At 42.1% G+C, this 19,707-nt stretch carries 12 protein-coding genes and 2 riboswitches; of the genes, 11 read left to right on the top strand and 1 reads right to left on the bottom strand.

Translation table 11 applies throughout. The annotated features are described in order from the left end of the window. Positions 1-28 precede the first annotated feature (28 nt). The 4 genes from OXPF_RS13740 to OXPF_RS13755 all read left to right on the top strand — a co-directional run bounded on the left by OXPF_RS13740 (position 29) and on the right by OXPF_RS13755 (position 9,655). Complete coding sequence (locus tag OXPF_RS13740) at positions 29-400, top strand: homing endonuclease associated repeat-containing protein (RefSeq protein ID WP_054875796.1); 372 nt, start codon at positions 29-31, stop codon at positions 398-400. Beyond that, positions 393-2,561, top strand: a complete 2,169-nt coding sequence (locus OXPF_RS13745) for a nitrogenase component 1 (protein ID WP_054875797.1) — start codon at positions 393-395, stop codon at positions 2,559-2,561. Before OXPF_RS13740 ends, OXPF_RS13745 begins: the two co-directional genes overlap by 8 nt. Then, positions 2,530-3,822, top strand: coding sequence for a nitrogenase component 1 (locus tag OXPF_RS13750; protein ID WP_054875798.1), 1,293 nt, complete (start codon positions 2,530-2,532; stop codon positions 3,820-3,822). The genes OXPF_RS13745 and OXPF_RS13750 overlap by 32 nt, the downstream gene beginning before the upstream one ends. 95 nt (positions 3,823-3,917) lie before the next feature. Further along, positions 3,918-4,105, top strand: a riboswitch (cobalamin riboswitch). Positions 4,106-4,309: 204 nt separating this feature from the next. Further along, the gene (locus OXPF_RS13755; RefSeq protein WP_054875799.1) at positions 4,310-9,655 is read left to right on the top strand and encodes a DUF4430 domain-containing protein; all 5,346 of its coding nucleotides are present in this window, start codon (positions 4,310-4,312) and stop codon (positions 9,653-9,655) included. 186 nt (positions 9,656-9,841) lie between these two features. Here the strand turns inward: OXPF_RS13755 and OXPF_RS13760 are convergent, their stop codons facing one another. Next, positions 9,842-10,549 (bottom strand): AlkZ-related protein, encoded by a 708-nt coding sequence (locus OXPF_RS13760; protein ID WP_054875800.1) that lies wholly within the window; start codon positions 10,547-10,549, stop codon positions 9,842-9,844. Between the two features lie 135 nt (positions 10,550-10,684). Beyond that, a riboswitch (cobalamin riboswitch) is annotated at positions 10,685-10,875 on the top strand. Positions 10,876-11,038: 163 nt separating this feature from the next. Here OXPF_RS13760 and OXPF_RS13765 point away from each other — a divergent pair. From OXPF_RS13765 to OXPF_RS13795, 7 genes are read left to right on the top strand one after another with little or no spacing between them, the layout of a single operon-like run. Then, positions 11,039-11,938: an energy-coupling factor transporter transmembrane component T family protein gene (locus OXPF_RS13765; RefSeq protein WP_054876152.1), complete on the top strand. Its 900-nt coding sequence runs from the start codon at positions 11,039-11,041 to the stop codon at positions 11,936-11,938. Next, positions 11,935-13,548, top strand: a complete 1,614-nt coding sequence (locus OXPF_RS13770; RefSeq protein ID WP_083479991.1) for an ABC transporter ATP-binding protein — start codon at positions 11,935-11,937, stop codon at positions 13,546-13,548. Before OXPF_RS13765 ends, OXPF_RS13770 begins: the two co-directional genes overlap by 4 nt. A 1-nt stretch (position 13,549) precedes the next feature. Further along, positions 13,550-14,275 (top strand): ECF transporter S component family protein, encoded by a 726-nt coding sequence (locus OXPF_RS13775; RefSeq protein ID WP_054875801.1) that lies wholly within the window; start codon positions 13,550-13,552, stop codon positions 14,273-14,275. Beyond that, a complete protein-coding gene (locus OXPF_RS13780; protein ID WP_054875802.1) occupies positions 14,268-15,410 on the top strand; it encodes a DUF4430 domain-containing protein in 1,143 nt (380 codons plus the stop codon). Before OXPF_RS13775 ends, OXPF_RS13780 begins: the two co-directional genes overlap by 8 nt. A gap of 20 nt (positions 15,411-15,430) precedes the next feature. Next, positions 15,431-17,446, top strand: a complete 2,016-nt coding sequence (locus tag OXPF_RS13785) for a hypothetical protein (protein ID WP_054875803.1) — start codon at positions 15,431-15,433, stop codon at positions 17,444-17,446. Positions 17,447-17,458: 12 nt separating this feature from the next. After that, positions 17,459-18,178 (top strand): hypothetical protein, encoded by a 720-nt coding sequence (locus OXPF_RS13790; protein ID WP_054875804.1) that lies wholly within the window; start codon positions 17,459-17,461, stop codon positions 18,176-18,178. After that, complete coding sequence (locus tag OXPF_RS13795) at positions 18,178-19,707, top strand: hypothetical protein (RefSeq protein ID WP_054875805.1); 1,530 nt, start codon at positions 18,178-18,180, stop codon at positions 19,705-19,707. Before OXPF_RS13790 ends, OXPF_RS13795 begins: the two co-directional genes overlap by 1 nt.

Here is a 19,707-nt window from a genome sequence, read left to right on the forward strand (position 1 = left end):
GGGAATTCAGATGTAAGGTGTCGTACGGATGTATAAAAAGAAGATTTCTTTTTTTATATCGGGAGGTGGAACAAAGGGTTTGGATAGTGTAAAATATTTAAAAGAAAACTATGAAGAATGTATAACTCAATATCGTAGGGAAACCGACGAACAGCTTTATCAGCGGGTGCGCGATCTCGCCACAAAGTTGGGGCGTCTTCCGATAAAATCAGAGATTCCTGCCTTTGATTATTTAAAATACCGCCTGGGGAACTGGCCCAGAATCATGGAGAACGCGGGATTGAAGCCGGTAAGTGAGAAGCGCCGGCGCATGTTGGAGCAAAGAGTTCAAAAGAAAAAAGAAAAATGCTGCAGGAAGAATAAAAATACTTTAATTAAAGGAAGTGCATCGGATGACTGAGCTGGCCTTTTATGGAAAGGGTGGAATAGGAAAGTCTACCCTTTCGGCAAATATATCCGCCGCCCTTGCCAAAAAGAAGAATAAAATCCTTCAGGTGGGCTGCGACCCAAAGCACGATTCTACAAGGCTGCTGCTCCATGGGAACAGGATAAACACCGTTCTTGAATACATAAAAAGTACAAGCCCCGATAAATACAAGCTGGAGGATATTGTATTTGAAGGAGCCTATGGAATACATTGTGTCGAGGCAGGCGGACCGGAGCCGGGGGTAGGCTGTGCCGGAAGGGGAATTTTAACCACCTTCGAGCTTATTGATCGCCTTGGAATAAAAGGAAACAACTATGACGCAATTGTTTACGATGTTTTAGGCGATGTGGTCTGCGGTGGTTTTGCGGTGCCCATCCGCCGTGAATATGCGGACAAGGTATATATAATAACATCGGGAGAGTTCATGTCAATCTATGCTGCCAACAATATACTCCGGGGATTAAAGAACTACGATACGTATATAAACCGTGCCGGCGGAATAATTATAAATTCCCGCGGATTGGAAGAAGAAGAGGAACGCATAAAGCGTTTTTGCGATGCCGTAAATTTGCCGGTTTTGGAGACATTCCCCCGAAGTGATTTATTTTCCCAAAGTGAAAGGGAAGGCATGTGCCTTTTAGAAAAATTCCCTGATTCTGAAATAGCTGCTAAGTTTGAAAGTCTTGCGGATTATATTTTTAAACAGAATGTATTGTATGAAGCCTTGCCTCTTTCAGACGAAGAGCTGGAGGAAAAGGTGCTCTTAAAGAAGCAAACCTCCTTCTCTTTCAGCAGGACCATTAAGCCCGTTGAAATTACCGTTAAGAAGCCCATGCTCTATTCCAAGAATTTAATTCACCGGGAGCCCCTTCACGGCTGTGCCTTCAGCGGGGCCATGAGCATTTGCACCCAGCTTAAGGACTCCATATGCATCGCCCATGGGCCCAGCAGCTGCGCACATATTGCATATCAGAGCATAACCTCCCTTGCCCGCCGTTTTTTGCTTGAGAGGGGCATCGTACTGCCGCTTCAGGTATCGCCTCCTGTTATTTCGTCTGAAATGAACGAGGGTGTTATGATATTTGGTGGGATAGAAGAACTGCGCAAAAAAATAATTGTGGCCAGGGCTCAAAAGCCTAAGGCGATTTTTGTACTGACGACATGCCCTAGCGGCATCATAGGAGATAATATAGATTTTGTAAGAAATTTAGAAGAGGAAGACATGAAAATCATACCAGTCCTGACGGACGGGAATATACAGGGAGACTATTTACAGGGAATATTGATGGCTTATATGGAAATAGCAAAAAGCCTGATTGATAAAAATGTTGATGCAAAGGAAAATTCAGTGAATATAATAGCCGAAAAATCCATAGCAAATGCAACGGCCGAGAGCTTTGAATATATCAAGGAAATTCTTGATAGGCTAGGCATAAAAATAAACTGCCGTTTTATATGCGAGACTTCCAGCCAGGAAATACAGGGCTTCATGAAAGCCAAACTTAATCTTTTAGCTTACGGGGATTATATGGGAAGGACGATAAAGGGCTTTTTACAGGAGGAGTACAGGGCAGAATTTCTGGACATGCCTTTTCCTGTAGGGTTTAACGAAAGCTGTCTGTGGGTTCGCAAAATAGGAGAGTATTTTCATAAAGAGGATGTAGACTCCATAATTGCAGCATATAAAATAAAATATGATGAGGAGATTAATGTAATAAAGCCTTACATGAGGGGCAAAAAGCTTATGATTGCTACATTTAATCATAATATAGACTGGATTTTACAGACTGCAATAGACTTGGAGATGAGAATAGTATTTGTGGGAATCCTGAATTATTCACAGGAGAACCTGTTTCAGACGGAATATAAAGACAAAATCGAGGAGCTGCACATTCAATATAATAACGAAAACAGGCCGGGCGACCTAAAGCGGATAAAACCTGATATTCTGCTTACCAATTACTCATCGACAAACCTGGATGGAGACATACTTGCGGATACCATACCTCTTTGCCCCACTGCCGGTTTTTTAAGCGGCGTTATAATGGCAAGGCGATGGAGCCAGCTTTTCAGGATGAACCTAAAGGAAGGGTGGAAGAAGGATGACATTTTATTCAGAAAATATTTCTCCTGATAATTTAACGGGTGCGGTTTTTGCCATCGAAGGAATTAAGGATGCCTGTGTAATATTGAACGGGCCGACAGGATGCAAATTCTATCACAGCGCCGTATCCGACAGCCAGTACTTAAGGAGTCTTTCCTTCGACCCTCTTGAGTATTCCGAGGATTTTTACTTCGGGCAGCCCAGGGTACCTTCCACCTATCTTGACAGCCATGATTACGTTTTCGGAAGCGGTGAAAAGCTTACGGCCATACTGCGGTCTGTTACAAAAAAGAATTTTAAGTTGATTGCCGTAATAAATTCTCCCGGTGCCGCCCTGATAGGGGACGATTTGGAGAAGTTTCTCCAGCAGGAGGTCAGCGGCATTTACTGTTTTTCAATGGAAAACACGGGTTATTCGGGAAGCTTCGGCGTAGGATATCAAAATGCCATAATGAAGGTCATGGATACCATTACAATGTGTCCTAAAAGCACCCGTAAAAAAACCGTAAACCTTATAGGCTTATGTATTTATCAAAAGTATTTTGAAAGCAATTATAAGGCCATAGAGGCTCTTTTAAATCTGTGCGGCATTGAAGTTATTTCGGCTTTAGGAGCAACGGATTCTGTAGAGACAATAACTCATGCGCCGGAGGCTCAATTAAATGTTGTGCTTTATCCCGAATACGGAATGAAAATAGCAGAGAAGTTTAAAGCCGAATATGAAATTCCATATATTGTACCCGATGAAGGTCCTCCTATAGGTTTTGATGCAGCGGAAGCCTTTATAAGGCAGGTCTGTATTGCCTTGGATGCAAACCCGGAAAAGGCAATTGAAGTAATAGAAAGAGCCAGAGCCAGGGCATATTTATTCCTGGCACGGTATTCATCTCTTCTGGGATTGCCAAAGGGTTCGTTATTTTCCGTTAAGGCCGAGGCTTCTGTAGCTTACGCTCTGACAAAATGGCTGTGTACTTATCTCGGGATGATACCGGCTGCTGTTTCAATTTTGCCGGAAGCGGATACTTCCTTTAATATAAAGCTCAAGGACTTTCTGACCGGCATTAGCTACGAAGAAGTTTTAGACAGGCCAATTATAGAAACACCTACCCATATGTTATTTGCAGACGGCAGTACCATTTCACAGCTTAAGCTTAATGATGATACCTTCTGCGGAGTAGAAATAGCAATGCCGACATTGGGATATGTGGATGTTACCGAGAAGTTTTTATTTGGAGAAAGAGGAGCTTTATTTTTACTGGAGCAGGTAATTAACGGATTGAGATTTATTTAAATTTTAAAGACTCTGTTTCGAAAAAAGATATTTATAAACCCCTTTTACTATTGTATTGGATGTAAGTGTATGCTATATTTTTATTAATGTTAAAACTGAATATTCCATTACCGGGTGCCCATTCCACAGGGATGGGTTAAAAGGGAAAGTGGTGAAATACCACTGCAGCCCACCGTTACTGTGATGTTGACGAAACCTTGAAAAATCACTGGAATATATTCCGGGAAGATAAGGGAGTAGGATGAAGCTCAGCCAGGAGACCTGCCCGATAATTGTTGAATCTTTCGGAGGGAAAGATAATACAGTGTCGGGAAACGATATTATAGGGCAGTCTGGGTTATTTTGGCTGTTTAAAATAAATTGTGTTTTAAACACCTCTGAAAGTATTGAGGTGTTTTTTTATTTTGCTTTTTAAGGGGGTGATTTCAGAGAGACAGGCTTAATAGACGTATATAAATTTTATTTTAAAGGGGGAAAAAAGAGCGTAATGAAATTATTTCATAAGAAGACGTATCAAAAAAAGCTGAAGCGGCTGCTTTCAACGTTAATGGTGTTGATGATGCTGTTATCATTATTCCCTGCCAATGCGCTGGCCGAAGCAGGGAGCCATCTTGCAGCCAGCTATACTAAAGCCATTGACGGGGCGGCTGTTGCATATGTTACTACTCCGACTACGGTGGAAATAGATCTTTCGGAAGCTACGGAGAATATTTCCATAACCGAGGGCGGTAATTATGTGATTACCGGCGTCACAACATCAACCATAGTCAGTATAGACACGGCAGGTACAGTCAACCTGACCTTAGATAACGCGGCAATCCTGCGACCGGCCGATGCCGCCACCAATGCCAACGCTTTTTCTGTTGAAGGCGGAGCTGTTGTCAACCTGACGGTCAAGGCAGGCACCGACAATACAATTTCCAACGAAAAAGGACCCGGGTTCAGGATTGGAAACGGAGAGTTGAATATAAAGGGTACAGGCACTCTTAATATCATTGGTAGCTCCTACCCAATTTATTCCAGCGGAGATATTACCATTGATGAAGCTGACGTTACGGTTACCAACACTACGGGTGTTAACACATCCAATGGCTTCTACCTGACAAAAGGAGGGGAGGCTACATCGGGTCCAACCCTTACCGTAAACAGCGGTAGCCTGAATGTTGCCCTTCAGGAAAAAGTAGGAGCAGGAACCTCAGCGGCACTTATGATCAGTGGCAGCGGTACCTCTTTTATACAAAACGGCGGTACCGTCACATTGATCAATGCCACCAGCGTTGATCAATCCTATGGAATACGCTCCGACGGGCCGGTTACAGTCAAGGTAGGCTCTTTGTTTACCTATGGGCAGACCAACGGAGTATATCTTGCTAAAGATTCAACAATGAGTATTAAGGATAACGCATCCTTTATTGCGGCTTCGGGTAACAGAGCCTCATTTGATGTTATGAAAGGCGCCGTATTTTGCAATGGTACAGGCAAATTTATTGATGGAAAGGGCATCGTTTCTTTAAAATTAGACAGCCCTGTAGAAAGCAGCACACAGCTTGCATTAAACCATGATCCGGGCACCGGATATGTCCGGGATATGGCGGCTAATCTTCCCATGGCTGCCTATTACGTGGCTTTTGCAGGCAAGCTTGGAGATACATATTATATGCAGGCTGGAGACAAATATGTCACATCCGAAAGCGAGGGCCTTTACTGTGCTACCTTCAAGGTGGACAGCATAGTGGCAAACCCGGTAAAGAAGGATGCTGCCGTGTCATCACTGCCCCAATCCTTTGAGGTATCGCAGCCGGCAGGCGTAGAGAGCCTAAAGGTAGGAAGTGCCGTGCCTTTGAGCGTTTCTCCCAATTATGTTGTAAACTGGAGCAGCAGCAACCCCGGTGTGGCTACAGTAGATGACAGCGGCGTCGTTGCGGCTAAATCGGCGGGCACTGCCACCATTACCGCCGAATGCCTGGGAATAACGGGAACATATAATATCACCACCGTCAATATGACCGACCCGAGGGTGTTTACATTTATTGTGGATAACCCAGAGGCAATAGTAAAGATATTCCGTGACGGCTTTACCTATGTCCCTGTCTCGGTATCGGGAGGTACTTTCACCTACTCCCTGGAAGACGGTACATATAACTATGAGGTCTCAAAGGAAGGATTCCCAACCATAACTGGCGAATTCACAGTTTCAGAAAATGGGACAAACGAAATCTCTCTTTCCATGTACTATAGCGTAGACTTTGAGATTATAGCCGGAGAGGGAGTTGACAGCGCCGCCGGTGCGCTCATTAAAGTTTTTGACAGTGAGAATAATGAGGTTTCCGGGACGGAGGGGCATTTCGACGGCCTCAACGGAGATTACACTTATACCGTCACATTGGATGGCTGCTATCCCGCATCCGGAGCTTTTGGAGGCGTGGGTGTTATTAGGATCATTTTGAACAAGGACCGAAGCAGTTCAGGCGCCGCCGGCTGGGCAGGGGCATATAACCATAAGGATGGCAATGCCATAATAAATTCCCCTTTGCCTGTAAGCGCCGGTGAAGCAATTGAAAAATGGGCGACACAGATAAGTTCGACCGATAATTTTGGAGCAGCCTATGCAGGGTCCTTTGTCGTGGCGGATGGCTACGTTTACCTAACCGGCGACGGATATCTTAACAAAATAGATAAGGAAACAGGTGAAATCAAGGCACAGGTAACTGCCGGTACAGCAGGCTATATGTACGATTACCTGGCCTATGGCGACGGTGTACTTTTCCTTGCCGGAAGCTCTTATATTACCGCCTTTGAAGCAGGCACCCTTAAGGAACTCTGGCGGACAACTGTCGGTGGCCAGCACAGCACCCAGGTCAACGGCAGCCTGAACAGCAAAGGGACTGTCGGTAATTTCCGTCCCATTGTGTACAGCGACGGGTATATTTTCTGCGGCAAAAATGCTTTCAAGACCACCAGCTTTGAAGTGGATGAAAACGGCCGCAACAAACCTGCATGGAGCTTAAATGACGATTTTAACTGGAATTCGGGCACCGTAGTAGGCGATAATTACTATGTGGCTGCTGTCCAGACCCTTTATGCCGTAAAATACAAGACGGGAGAGGTTATAAGTACATGGGAATTCAGCTCTGATAACAATATCTATACCTGGGGCGGCGTTGCTTACAGTAAAGATACCGGAAGGCTCTATTTTGCCTCATACTCCGGTGCCAAGCTGTATGCTGTAAAGCTGGATGCTCAGGGAAAGCTCATTACAAATACAGGAGGAACGGCGGACAGGCCCGTTATTACAGACGTCAGCCAGGAAAGCCTCTGCACTCCCGTAATCTATAATGACAGGGTGTACCTGACAGGCCAGAAGGGAAAAGTCGATGTGCTGAAAGCGACGCCTGTGAAGCCAAGCGGAAGCTCTTCATACACTCTGGAGACCATTTATACCATTGATAGCGGAGAAAAAGTTAAAGTCCAAAGCACACCTATACTCAGCACAGCTTATGCCAATGAAGGCAACAGCCATAAGGTATATCTCTATTTCCAGGGCTATTCCGAACCAGCGCCTGTTTATGTGCTGGAGGACTCAGCAGCCGTTACCACTGCCGATGATGCGAAAATAAGTAAGGTTGCGGTGCCGTCCATATCCCAGTTTGCCTTTGAGCAGATTGCTGCCGATAATGACGGAAACCTCTATTTGTTCAACGAATCAGGATATCTTTTCTGCTTCGGTGTGGCCGAAGACATTATCGTAAATGTACGTATCGAGGGTATTGACGGCAATCTCTATAACGGCAGCGTGACGGTACCCAACACGGGAGATGTCACAGCATATGATGTGCTGAATTATCTCGATGAACATGAGGATTCTCTATCCATAACCTTTGCCGACACCAGTTTCGGTAAATATATATCCGCTATAAATGGAGAGGAGCAGGCTCATTTTGGAGGTTATGACGGATGGAACTACCGCGTTAACGGTATTTTACCTAATGTTGGAGTTTCCGACTATAATGTAGAAGGTAATGATGAATTACTGTTGTATTACGGCGATGCAAACTGCCTCTATCCTACAGTGGATACCTCCCAATTAAACAGCAGCGGTATAATCACCTTTACCGCCTCTGGTACTCAATGGGTAGAGCAAGACGGAGATACGGTGGAGGTGCCTTATACCGTACCAATTTCCGAGGCCACCGTGACCTGGGACGATGTTACTTACACAACGGATGAAAATGGCAGAGTGCAAATAGAAAGCGCCCATCTCACTGACGGCGACCATTCTTTGCAAATCGAGAAATACCATGCAAACGGTTTGCCACTTGTGGTCCGCTTAGCGCCGGACTACAAAGTCACCTTCAGTACTTCGGATGATATAACCGTCACCTTCCGCCTCATCGGTGACACTGTTCATGAAGATGGGCAACCCCGCTTTGACGGTTATATAAACTGGATAAAAACCAAAGCCTATACAATGGATAAAGGCAGCAAAATGTATGACTTATTTATGATGGCAATTGAGGATGCAGGGCTTTCCCAGGAGGGTGCCGAGGATAACTATGTAGCCGGAATTACGGCACCGGCTGTATTAAAAGGCTACTGGCTATATGCCTTTGATAACGGTCCAAAATCCGGATGGATGTATACAGTCAACGGAATCCATTCCAATGTGGGGCTTAAGCAGCAAACTTTGGCAGACGGAGACCAAGTCATATGGCACTATATAAACGATTATGAACAGGAAACATCCTATAATGGCAGTAATCCGCCTTACCTTAACTCCTGGCTCAATGCACCGGATATTGACCCGGTGGCAGAGAAGGCCGTGAAAAATATTTCTATCAGAATTGAAGGGCCGGATGTAACCTTGCTGCCCAAGACCACCCTTGATTCCATAGAATACTTTAATCCTCAATCCTTTGGCGGCACCGATAACGGTAAAGTGACGGCCCTGCATGCTCTGGTGAAAGGAATAGAAGAAGGTGCCGGAGCAGACCCGGTGGATAAGAGTATACTGGATGTAAGCAGCGGCCTTATTAAATCAATATTCGGCCAGGAAAACGATACCTATGGCGTATCCTGGATGTATGCCGTTAACAATGAAATGCCATCAACAGACCTTATTTCCCAGTATGAGCTTCAAGAAGGAGACAGTGTGGTAGTTTTCTGCGTGGACTGGATATACGGATATCACTCCATGTTTGACAGGGAAGAAGCTACAGTAAAAACAGGAGAAAAGCTAAACCTGACTCTTACGGGGGAAAATATTGCAAATTGGATGTTTGGCCAGTCTACCGGACCGGAAGCTATTGAAGGAGCAGAGCTTTATATAAGCGGTGACGGAGAAGTAAATGCCGGCAATTCCACCGGAATATTTACCGGCCAGGACGGTACAGCAGAAATAAGTTTTGATGAGCCCGGCGAATACCTGATTTCCGCTGTGCGGTTCAACGAAGATGATGATGAAGTTATTGACATTTCCCGCCCGTATTGCAAAGTAACTGTGGAACCGATGACAGGATTTACCGTTGAAAGGACAGATGACGGAGAATTCAGCAACGGAGAAGATGCCAATGTAACCGTACAGATGACCAACAATAATGATTTACCCCAGCAGGCTACATTGATCATCTGCCTCTATGACATTACAGAAGGTAAAAACGAGATGATAAATTATGCCTATGCATCAAAAGAAGTTGCATCCGGTGAAACGGTAAGGCTCTCGGGAGGATTTGCCATCCCCGATACCGGCACATACAAGATTAAGGTGTTCGTATGGGATACATTTGATGTTATGAAACAGCTTGCAGAGCCTATATTAATAGATGTAGACAATTAAGGTTATACGCTAAACTTTTAAAGTCATAGATTAACAAACAGCCTCCTTTTATTTGGCCCGTGCAGGTTTCAGTCGCCTGCACGGGCCATTTTTAATTACATGCTTATTTAGCTACAGATTTACTTCAATTTAAAAAAAGCCAGGCAGAATTTCTGCAGCCAAGCTTTCAATACGGTTAAAGGAACACTAGCCTTTGATAAATTTCAAAATGTTTTTTGGTTCACCGTTTGGATTAAGAGTAAAAATATGATTTGTTATTTTTTGAATGGCCTCATCCTTTCCGATTTTTGAGGCTTTTTCAAATACGTCCTCACCCCAAAAACTCTCGGTTGTGCAAAACACCGTTGACGACCAGCCGTATTCCTCACCTTTTTTAGATATTTTCTGCTGCCTTCCGTACATGGTCAGATACATTTTCATCTGCAGTTCAACCAAGGCCCGCTCAAATTGAGATTTTTCTTCTTTGCCAAAACCTGCAAGCTGCTTTATGGCATGTAACGGCAGCATACCGTTTTCAAGGATGGTGCCGTAAATGCGTTTCGCGTGGTTGCTGATTGCACCGTCCGAGTATTTTTCATCAAAGGTCATATTGCCTCTGCGAACCGCGAGAAAATAGGGAACCCATTCTTTGACGATATATCCGCTTTTCTTAAAGAACAGTTTTGCATAAGCAATATCCTTACGCTCGTCCAGCACACGCATGCGCCATTCCCACGGGTCAGTCTCCGGGTCGCCGGTGTGCCAGCGAACAGGCGTTTCATAAGGCGGTTCTTCCTCCCAATTCCATGAAATTACAGAGAAAATCCCTTCGCTGTTCCCGCCTCCCATTGAGAACCCAGCGTCCAGCAAGGCGCTAATAAAATCGCCGTAGTTTTTTATTTGCTTACTACTCATCCAAAACCCTCCTTGACAAGTATGAAAACATTATACCACATAAATAAGACATACTTTTTCAAAAAAAGATACCTGTAAATCCCTTTGCTATTGTATTGGATGTAATAGTATGCTATATTTTTATTAAGATTAAAACTGAATATTCCATTATCGGGTGCCCATTCCACAGGGATGGGTTAAAAGGGAAAGTGGTGAAATACCACTGCAGCCCACCGTTACTGTGATGTTGACGAAACCAGCAAGAATCACTGGAATAATATATTCTGGGAAGAGTTGGGAGTAGGATGAAGCTCAGCCAGGAAACCTGCCCGTTAATTGTCGAATCTTTCGGAGGGAAAGATAACGCAGCGTCGGAAAGCAATGTATATAGGGTAGTCCGTATTTTTTGGCTGCTCAAAATAAATTGTGTTTTTAAACACCTCTGAAATATTGAGGTGTTTTTTATTTTGCATATTCCCTATCGATAAAATTTTGGAAAGCGATGATTTTATGATATATAAAGCCAGAAATACATTCTTGCAGTCGCTGCACCCACTTGTTACTGTTTCGCTTATATTTTTGTACGTCTTAATTTTTATATTTATTGAAAACCCCTTATACATATTAATTTCAATATTAAGCATTTTAGCCATGGCTTATATGGATGGGTCGGGAAAGGATTTGTTTAAATACGGAAAGATGATGCTGCCCTTTGTACTGCTTTTAATTATATTGAATCCTTTACTTGTGTCTTCGGGAGAAACGGTTATTTATACAGGGCATTTTAACATACCAATCCTTGGCAGGATAAAAATCACAATGGAAGCGATATTATATGGATTGTTCAGCGGTTTTAAAATAATCGGAGTAACTGTTTTATTCGGTTTTGGGAATTTAGTCATCCATCCCGACAGGGCTTTCGGATATTTTTCAAAATTCCTGGGCAAGTCCGCCTTGCTGGTAAATATGACTCTAAGGCTCTTTACGACAATAATGAATGCCTATTTAAATATCAAAGAAGTGGAAAAATTACGAGGGAATATGATGAGCCGCAGGGGCCTTAGAAAAAGGCTGGCAAGCAGCGCATCCATCGTTAATATATTATTTTTGTCCAGCATAGAAAACTCGGCGGATATGGCAGAATCCATGTACTCAAGGGGATATGGAATGTACTCCAAAAGAAGCTCTTATTTCAGCGAAAGGTTCACGGCCGGGGATTGGATGATGCTTGGTTTCATAGTCATATTTTTTATTTACCTTATATATTTTCTGGTCAATGGTTTTCACAGATATGCCTTCTATCCTGTGCTGGACAGTATTAAAATTCCCCTATCCCTGCAGGAAATTATATTTATAATACTTTTATTTATACCTTCAATAATAAACTGGTGGTGGAAAACTTGGAAATGATTAAATTGGATGATGTATTTTACAGGTACCCCGAAAGCTCTGAAAATGCCGTGGATAATATAAATCTTACCATAAAGGAAGGAGAATTTGTATTGATAGCCGGTCCTTCGGGCTGCGGCAAATCGACGCTGTTAAGGCTGTTTAACGGCATTGTCCCCGGATTCTATGGCGGGACCATTGGGGGAAAGGTAATGCTAAAAGGGAAAGATATAGAACATATGGACAGGCAGGATATATTGAAGACGGTAGGGATGGTTTTTCAGGATCCGGAAAAGCAAATGGTCCTCCAGGACGTGGAAAGAGAGATAGCCTTTGGACTTGAGAATTTGGTCATGGATTTGGACAGCATGAAGAGAAATGTGGCGGAATCCATGTCTTTCCTCGGGCTAAATGAAATAAGAGACAGAAAAAATACGGAAATATCGGGGGGGCAAAAGCAGAGGGTAGCCATAGCTTCCGTCATGGCTATGGATCCGGATATAGTTGCCTTTGATGAACCCATATCCCAGCTGGATCCCATAGGCGGGGAAGAAGTGTTAAATTCCATTAAAAGACTTAACCGGGACCTGGGAAAAACTGTAGTTATGGTGGAACAAAGGCTGGACAGGTGCTTTCATCTGGCGGACAGGATAATTTTTATGGAGGACGGAAAGATCATTGCCGAAGGAAGCCCCCAAAGTATTCCAAAAATTATAGAAAGAAAATGTCATCTTCCAAATATTACATATATTTTTAAGAAATCAGGAAGAGACAGGCTCCCTGTAACCATAAGAGAAGGAAGAGAATATATAAAGGATATTGAATTTGATTACCGCCCTCAAAAAGAGCATCTTCCCCTGGGGAACGTCGTCGTGGAAGCAAATAAAGTAAACTTTGAATATGAAAAAGGGAAGAAGACATTAAAAGATATAGACTTTGTGCTGCACCGCGGAGAAATAATGGCGGTAATGGGGGAAAATGGTGCGGGGAAAAGTACATTTTTCAAGATTATCGCAGGCCTTATCGAGGAATATAACGGCAGGATTGTGGTAAATGGCAAGAATTTAAAAAAAATTATTATGGAAGACAGAATAAAGAAAATAGGATATCTTTCTCAAAATCCCAACGATTATTTCGGAAGGAGCAATGTGTTTAAAGAAGTGGCTTACACTCTGGAAAATATAGGCCAATACGATGAGAAGAGGGTAAAGAGCCTTTTAGAAATATTAAATATCGGACATTTGAAGGATAGAAACCCCAGGGATTTAAGCGGAGGGGAAAAACAGAGGGTAGCCATTGCCTGTACCATGGCAGCAGATCCGGACATAGTAATTTTAGACGAGCCTACCCGGGGTATGGACGGAGAAAGCAAGGAACAATTAGGAAGCATTATCAGGGATTTATCCCATAGGGGAAAAGCAGTGGTGCTTATAACCCATGACTCGGATTTTGCGGCAGACTATGCTACCACCGTTACTCTTATGTTTCACGGGGAAATAGTGGCTAAAGGCTGGACAGAAGACATACTTTACGGCTCCATGTATTACTCTCCCCAGATTGCTAAAATTTTTAAAGACAAGTACAGAATTGTAAATTCCCGGGAAGCAATAGAACTTTTAAAGGTGGTATAAAATGAAAAGAAAAATAAAGCCCGAGCTCATTATCATTTTGTTTTTTGCAGTCATATTATTCTTAGTCACTTATTTCAATGTGGATGCAGCAGTCTCGGTGCTTATAAGCTGTGCCGCGATTATGGTATCCTTTGTAATCATATTTGAAATGAGGGAAATAGATGCAAAAACCATCTGCATACTGGCAACAATATCCGCCATAATCGGCGTTTTAAGGGTGCCTTTTGCAGCTATACCGGGAGTCCAGCCCGTAACCTTCATGTGCGCCGTTACGGGATACAGCATGGGCAGTGTAAACGGTTTTATGGTAGGAGCCATGAGCGCATTTATTTCAAACTTTTTTTTAGGCCATGGACCCTGGACTCTATGGCAGATGATGGGATGGGGCTTGTGCGGAGCTTTTTTCGGGGCTTTTAAAAAGCCCATAAAAAGCGGAGGAATAAACGTTTTTATATTGCTCTGCGGCTTGTGGGGATATATTTACGGCTTCATACTGAACCAATGGTATTTATTGCAATATATAAGGCCTGTTACTTTAAAAGCAATTTTAATCGGAAGCATTTTAAGCTTTTCATACGACAGCATGCATGCTTTGGGGAATATAGTGTTTTCCAGAGTATTTGGAAAGAGCTTTATAGAAGTTCTGGAAAGGTACAATAGGAGAAATAAAATAGTCAGGATAATGAATGATAATGAAACGGAAAGCAAGGTGCGGGACTATGCTTAAAAAAAGGATGTTGATTTTAATATGCTTAATATTGATTGTCTCTTTAACTGCATGCGGGAGAAAACAGGGGACAAGGGTTATAACAAATAATGAAAATGTGAAGGTTGAGACAGAAAGCAGTGAAAATAACAAACTAGAAGAAAATGTGGATACCAGCATATATAAGGACTATAAAGGTCCGGTACAGGGTGAAATAAAGTATCAGGAAGGCCGGCCGGCATCACAGAATTCACAGGAATTGAAAGCCAGCGGGGATATAGAAAGCCCCTATCAAATAGATTTAATCGTAACAAGAGACTTCGGCTATAATAAAATGTTTTCCAAAAATGTAGGGCTGGTTAAAGACGAAGTAGGCATGGAAGTATTGTTCAGAAATTTAGATATACAGACAGCCTACGGAGGAGGCTTTGTAAACTCCATAAACGGCCTGGAATCAAAGTATACATTTTTCAGCGGGGCAGACAGGAGCAAGGAGGACTGGTTTTACTGGGTAAACGGTATACTTGCCCCCATAGGAGTCGCCGAGTACAGGCCGGCACCGGGAGATGTAATATGGTGGGACTATCATGAATGGAATACCACCATGTTCATACCTGCGGTTATAGGTTCTTATCCCCAGCCCTTTAAAAACGGCTTTGGAGGCAAAAATCCCGGTACCGTCATTATGTATACGGAAAACTTCAGGGAAGAAGGGGAAAAGCTTAAAGAAAGCCTTATTTCTCAGGGAGTAGTATCTGTAGACATACTTCCTTATAATGCCGATAAGGTTGAAAAGCCGGAAAAATATACTATTATAATCGGAAGCTTTGATGATATTTCAAAAGACAGCAAGAGGCTGCAGGATATGAACTGGAAAAATAAGATGGAAGGCGTCTATGTGGAATTTGAGGAAGGCAAGTTAAATGCCCTGGATAATACGGGAAAGGTTATCAAAAGCTTTTCAAAAGCCGGCGCCATATACGCAACTGCCGCAGGCATGGGCAGCGTAGTTCCGGTATGGCTGGTAACGGGCAATGATGAAGACAGCATAAAAAAGGCGGCAGAGGTTTTAATTGAAAAACCCGAAAGCATTAAAAATTATTTTCAGGCTGTAATAGCCGGCGATGAAATTATACAAATACCATATATACAGTAAACTTTACGGGATGTGAGGATATGGAATTGCACTTTAAAAAAATAAGGACAATTTTTCTGCTGTGTTTTGCCTTTTCCCTGGCGTTTAACATAAAAGCCCATGCGGGGGTGCTAAATATAGAGGCGGTAGGTGCTCTTAACGGAAAGGGGAAGCTTGGCCATGTATCCCCCATAGTGGTCACTGTGGAAGCAGACGGTGAAGGAATAGAGGGAAGCCTCACATTGTCAATTGGAGAAGATACATACAACCATAATATAAATATTACGCCGGGTACTGAGAAAGCCTACACTTTTTTAATGCCCGTCAAAAACCCGGTAAAGGATTTTAAGGTTTCTGTGACGGAAAAGGATAAGGCAACAGAAGAAAAAACATTTCCAATAACAATATATGAAAGCAATTATCCGTTTATAGGGGTATTGTCCGGCAATGCGGATAATTACAGATTTTTTACCGAGCTTAAAATAGATCCTCTGGAGACTGCAGGGGCAGAAGTTATAGATTTGAAGAATGTGGAACCGTCCTATCAGATGTTTCAAAATATAAATTTTATAATACTGGATGATTTTAATACTGAAAGCCTCAGCCAAAATTTCATGGAAAACCTGGACAAGTGGCTGAAAAACGGGGGGATTTTATTTTTAGGCAAAGGCAAGTATGAATATAAAAATTTCCAGGGACCTTTTGAAAATATAAAGGATATAACCTACATAGGAAATGGGCTTATAGTGCCTGTGGTTTTTGAGCTGAGCGAAAGAAACAGTATAAATGAATTTCAAAAAATCCTTTTAGAAAACATGAACTATAAAACTCTGAGTTCTTTAACGGAAAAGGCAAACATTAAAGAAACTGTACAAAACATTGAAATGTTAAACAGCCCCGCCCACAGTATACTGAAGGCAGACAGAAATTTGATTTACTTTCTGGTGTGTTTGTTGATTTTATACGGAGCATGCGTAACGGCAATGGTTTTCCTTAAAAAGAGCAGGGCATATATGTGGGCGGGGGTTATAGTCCTCTTTACGGCAGTCACTTATACCGTATATTTCATGGAAGGCTCCGGCGGGCAAAAGGTTACCATGGCTTCAGCAAATGAATTTTTTAACGGCTATTATAAGGCCAATTCCCTTATAAATATATACCCCTCAAAAAAAGACATAACCTTTACTAATACCGGATCATTAATGGTACCTGCACAAGGTGGGGGAGAATATATCCATGATGCCGTGGAAGGCAGCATAACATACAAAACAACCGGAGTAACAAATTATATTTATAATTTTGCCGTAAATTCCATGGAAGGCGATACAGGCTTCCAATTAACTCTAGAGGATGGACATATAAAGGGTGAAATTAAAAATCAGCTTTTATATGAACTTAAAGACTCATTTTTAATTATAGGAGATACCTTTATAAAAATTGGAGATATAGAAAGCAATGAAAGGGTGGAAATAGATTATTTACTGGACGAGGGATTAGGAGGAAAAGGGGACTTTGAATACATCGATACCATACAAAAAGAGCTTTCAGATAAATATGAGAAGGAATTTATAAAATACTATATTACCTTAAAAAACTCCGGGGAATATAACTGCCAGCTGGTAGGCTTCAGCAAAAGAAATACTGCTTTGAATATAAACGGAAAGCCTTTAAGGGCCGGCTCCATGAATATGGAGATAATACCAGTCACCCTGAAATCTTCAGGAAATATGGAAATCCCCGGGGGAGTTATAAAACCTTCCCTAAAATATGAACTGCAGAATGGGAATATAAGAGAATACACCTTCAGAAACGGTGAAGCTGTAAAAATTTATTATAACCTTCCTAAGGGTATACAGATGAGTGAAATAATAATCGACAGTTTCGCCGGTTTTACCATAGAAGCTTTTAACGGCGGCCTTAATATATGGGAAGCTGTTGAGGGCGGGGTTATAAGCAACAGGGAGTTTTTAGACAACAATAATATACTGGCTTTAAGGATAAAAGGGGAAGGAAGGCTTATACTTCCCGGCATCAAAATAAGAGGAGTAATTAAGTAGGAGGCGGTTAATGTGAAAAAGATGCTTAAAAATATGTATATTGACGATGGATTTGTAATGACAGGCTATCTTTTGGTCTCGATATTTGTACTTATTGCTTACCTCATAACCGTCGCCTTCAATTATGGAGAATTCGATTTTATGGTGTATAAAAACACTTATATGTATTACATGCTTTTTCAGTTTATGGTCTTTTCCATTTCCCTGCTCCATATTAAAGTGGAAAAAAGTATTGCGCCTTTAGACTGCTTTAAAAGTTTAATGAAAATTGTATTCCTTTCCATGGCCAATATACCTTTATTGCTTGTCATTTTCATAGCAGGCAACATGGAAAGCTTTAATTTTATGGTGCCCCTTGCAATGCAGAGCATATTCGGCATGGCGGTGATAGTTTTGCGGCAGTGGCTGCTCATGGAAGAAAAAACTTCAGAGCATTCAGGGTACATAAGCCACTTTTTAGTATTCTTTATAAATATATTGAGCTTAGGTTTTCTCTATATGTATTATGTCCACTCAAAATCAGTCATTACAACGTTCTATGATAAACGCATACCTTTAATATTCTTTTTAAACCCCTTATTGTCAATAGGAGGGTATATAAACACGGAGATAACGGGTTACACCCAGCTCGGTATGCTGCCTGTAGTGTGGTACTGCGCCTTTTGGTGCGGGTGCGTAATCTTAAGTATGGTCATTTTAAGGTTTAAATACAAAAAAGGGGAGGCGACATAATGGAGTGGAAAACTGTAGGCGATGAGCTGAAAAAACTGTCCCGCAAGCTGTGGGCTGAAAAGCTTGGGGTAAATTCAATAACGTCAGGTATTCTCGGAGGTTCTGCAGCTTTTATAACAATTATAACAAGCCGTTTCATGCCTGTACTTCACTTAAAGGAAAAGCTTATGTACATTTATATTGCCATGGCTGCATTTGTAACAGTAAAGACCATAATTGACAGGCCTTCCATGAAAGAGGCAGCCCTTTGCGGGGACAGGCTGGGCTTTAAGGAGAGGTTTATAACTTTTCTGGAACTTAAGGGCAAGGAGCATAAAAGCCATATATTTGAGATTTTTCTGGACCAGCTGGAAGAAGACCTGCAAAATTTTAATCTGAAGAAAACTTACAAAATAAAAATAAACAGCAAGAGAACAGCAGCATTTATATTGCTTATATTTTTATCCCTGGCAGCATATTTTATGCCCTCGGCTTCTGCGGATATAGCATCAGAGGCTGAGAATATCAACAGGGATATAAGAAGTGAAGCCTTGAAACTTGATGAAGAAGCAAAGGCTGCCTTAGAAGATGTAAAAGACGGCGAAATAAAAAAAGAAGCCATGAGCATCCTGGATGAATTAAACAGCAGGCTTAATAAGACCTATAACTATGAAAAGGCCTTGGGAGAGCTTCAAAAGGCGGAAGAAAAGTTAAAGAGCCTGGAAGATAAGGCGTATAAAAATAATTTAAGGCATATGTCTAAAATATTTGAAGGCACCAGCCTTCAAAACAGTTCACTGCATGTTAGCTTGTTAAGCGGAAACATACCGGAGGATATGATGGAGCAAAATTTCCCCATATCACCAGAAGACAGGGATAAGATGCTGGAAAACCTTAATAACATAGAGGAATTTAAAGAGAGCAAAAGCATAAAAAATGAAATTGAAAATAAGTTAAAAAGCGGCGAAATAAAGGGCAAGGACATGGCCTCCTCAGCAAAAAAGGAGATAGGAGAAGAAATAAAACTGGCAGAGGAGCTTACGGATTCAAAGGAAAAGCTTGCTGCAAAAAAGAATATGAGGGATTTTGAAAGCAGGGAAGGAGATAAAAAGTCCGATGAATTTTCCTTCGGAGAGAGGCAGGAAGGTTATAAATATGGAGAAAATTCAAGCTTAAACGAGACCCAGGAAATCGCAAAAGGGCAGGGCATGGAAAGACGGGAAAATAACGATGCTTTAGGTTCGGCTAAGACGGGGGAAAACAGCGAGGTAAAGGAAAATGCAAATGAAGGAACCATAGCAAGAGAGGATAATTCCGTTGAAAATGCAGGGGAAAGCGAGGTTTCTTCCGTAGATTCCAGGGCCAATGAAGAAGGGAGCATGATTGACAAGGGATACAGCGAAATAAGCGGTGAAAAAGGCGAAAGCAGGACCATGGAAAGCACATGGCTTAAATATAATGAGGAAGGCATCGAAGGCGTATTAAAGGCTGAAATACCCATGGAAAAGGGATCTCTGGTAATTGACTATTTTCAGCAGTTGAAGGATTAG

Origin of the sequence: Oxobacter pfennigii (assembly GCF_001317355.1) — a bacterium.
GTDB lineage: Bacteria > Bacillota > Clostridia > Clostridiales > Oxobacteraceae > Oxobacter > Oxobacter pfennigii.

Coding starts and splice junctions, on each gene's coding strand:
- OXPF_RS13740 (WP_054875796.1), top strand. CDS start 29: ATGTATAAAAAGAAGATTTCTTTTTTTATATCGGGAGGTGGAACAAAG.
- OXPF_RS13745 (WP_054875797.1), top strand. CDS start 393: ATGACTGAGCTGGCCTTTTATGGAAAGGGTGGAATAGGAAAGTCTACC.
- OXPF_RS13750 (WP_054875798.1), top strand. CDS start 2,530: ATGACATTTTATTCAGAAAATATTTCTCCTGATAATTTAACGGGTGCG.
- OXPF_RS13755 (WP_054875799.1), top strand. CDS start 4,310: ATGAAATTATTTCATAAGAAGACGTATCAAAAAAAGCTGAAGCGGCTG.
- OXPF_RS13760 (WP_054875800.1), bottom strand. CDS start 10,549: ATGAGTAGTAAGCAAATAAAAAACTACGGCGATTTTATTAGCGCCTTG.
- OXPF_RS13765 (WP_054876152.1), top strand. CDS start 11,039: ATGATATATAAAGCCAGAAATACATTCTTGCAGTCGCTGCACCCACTT.
- OXPF_RS13770 (WP_083479991.1), top strand. CDS start 11,935: ATGATTAAATTGGATGATGTATTTTACAGGTACCCCGAAAGCTCTGAA.
- OXPF_RS13775 (WP_054875801.1), top strand. CDS start 13,550: ATGAAAAGAAAAATAAAGCCCGAGCTCATTATCATTTTGTTTTTTGCA.
- OXPF_RS13780 (WP_054875802.1), top strand. CDS start 14,268: ATGCTTAAAAAAAGGATGTTGATTTTAATATGCTTAATATTGATTGTC.
- OXPF_RS13785 (WP_054875803.1), top strand. CDS start 15,431: ATGGAATTGCACTTTAAAAAAATAAGGACAATTTTTCTGCTGTGTTTT.
- OXPF_RS13795 (WP_054875805.1), top strand. CDS start 18,178: ATGGAGTGGAAAACTGTAGGCGATGAGCTGAAAAAACTGTCCCGCAAG.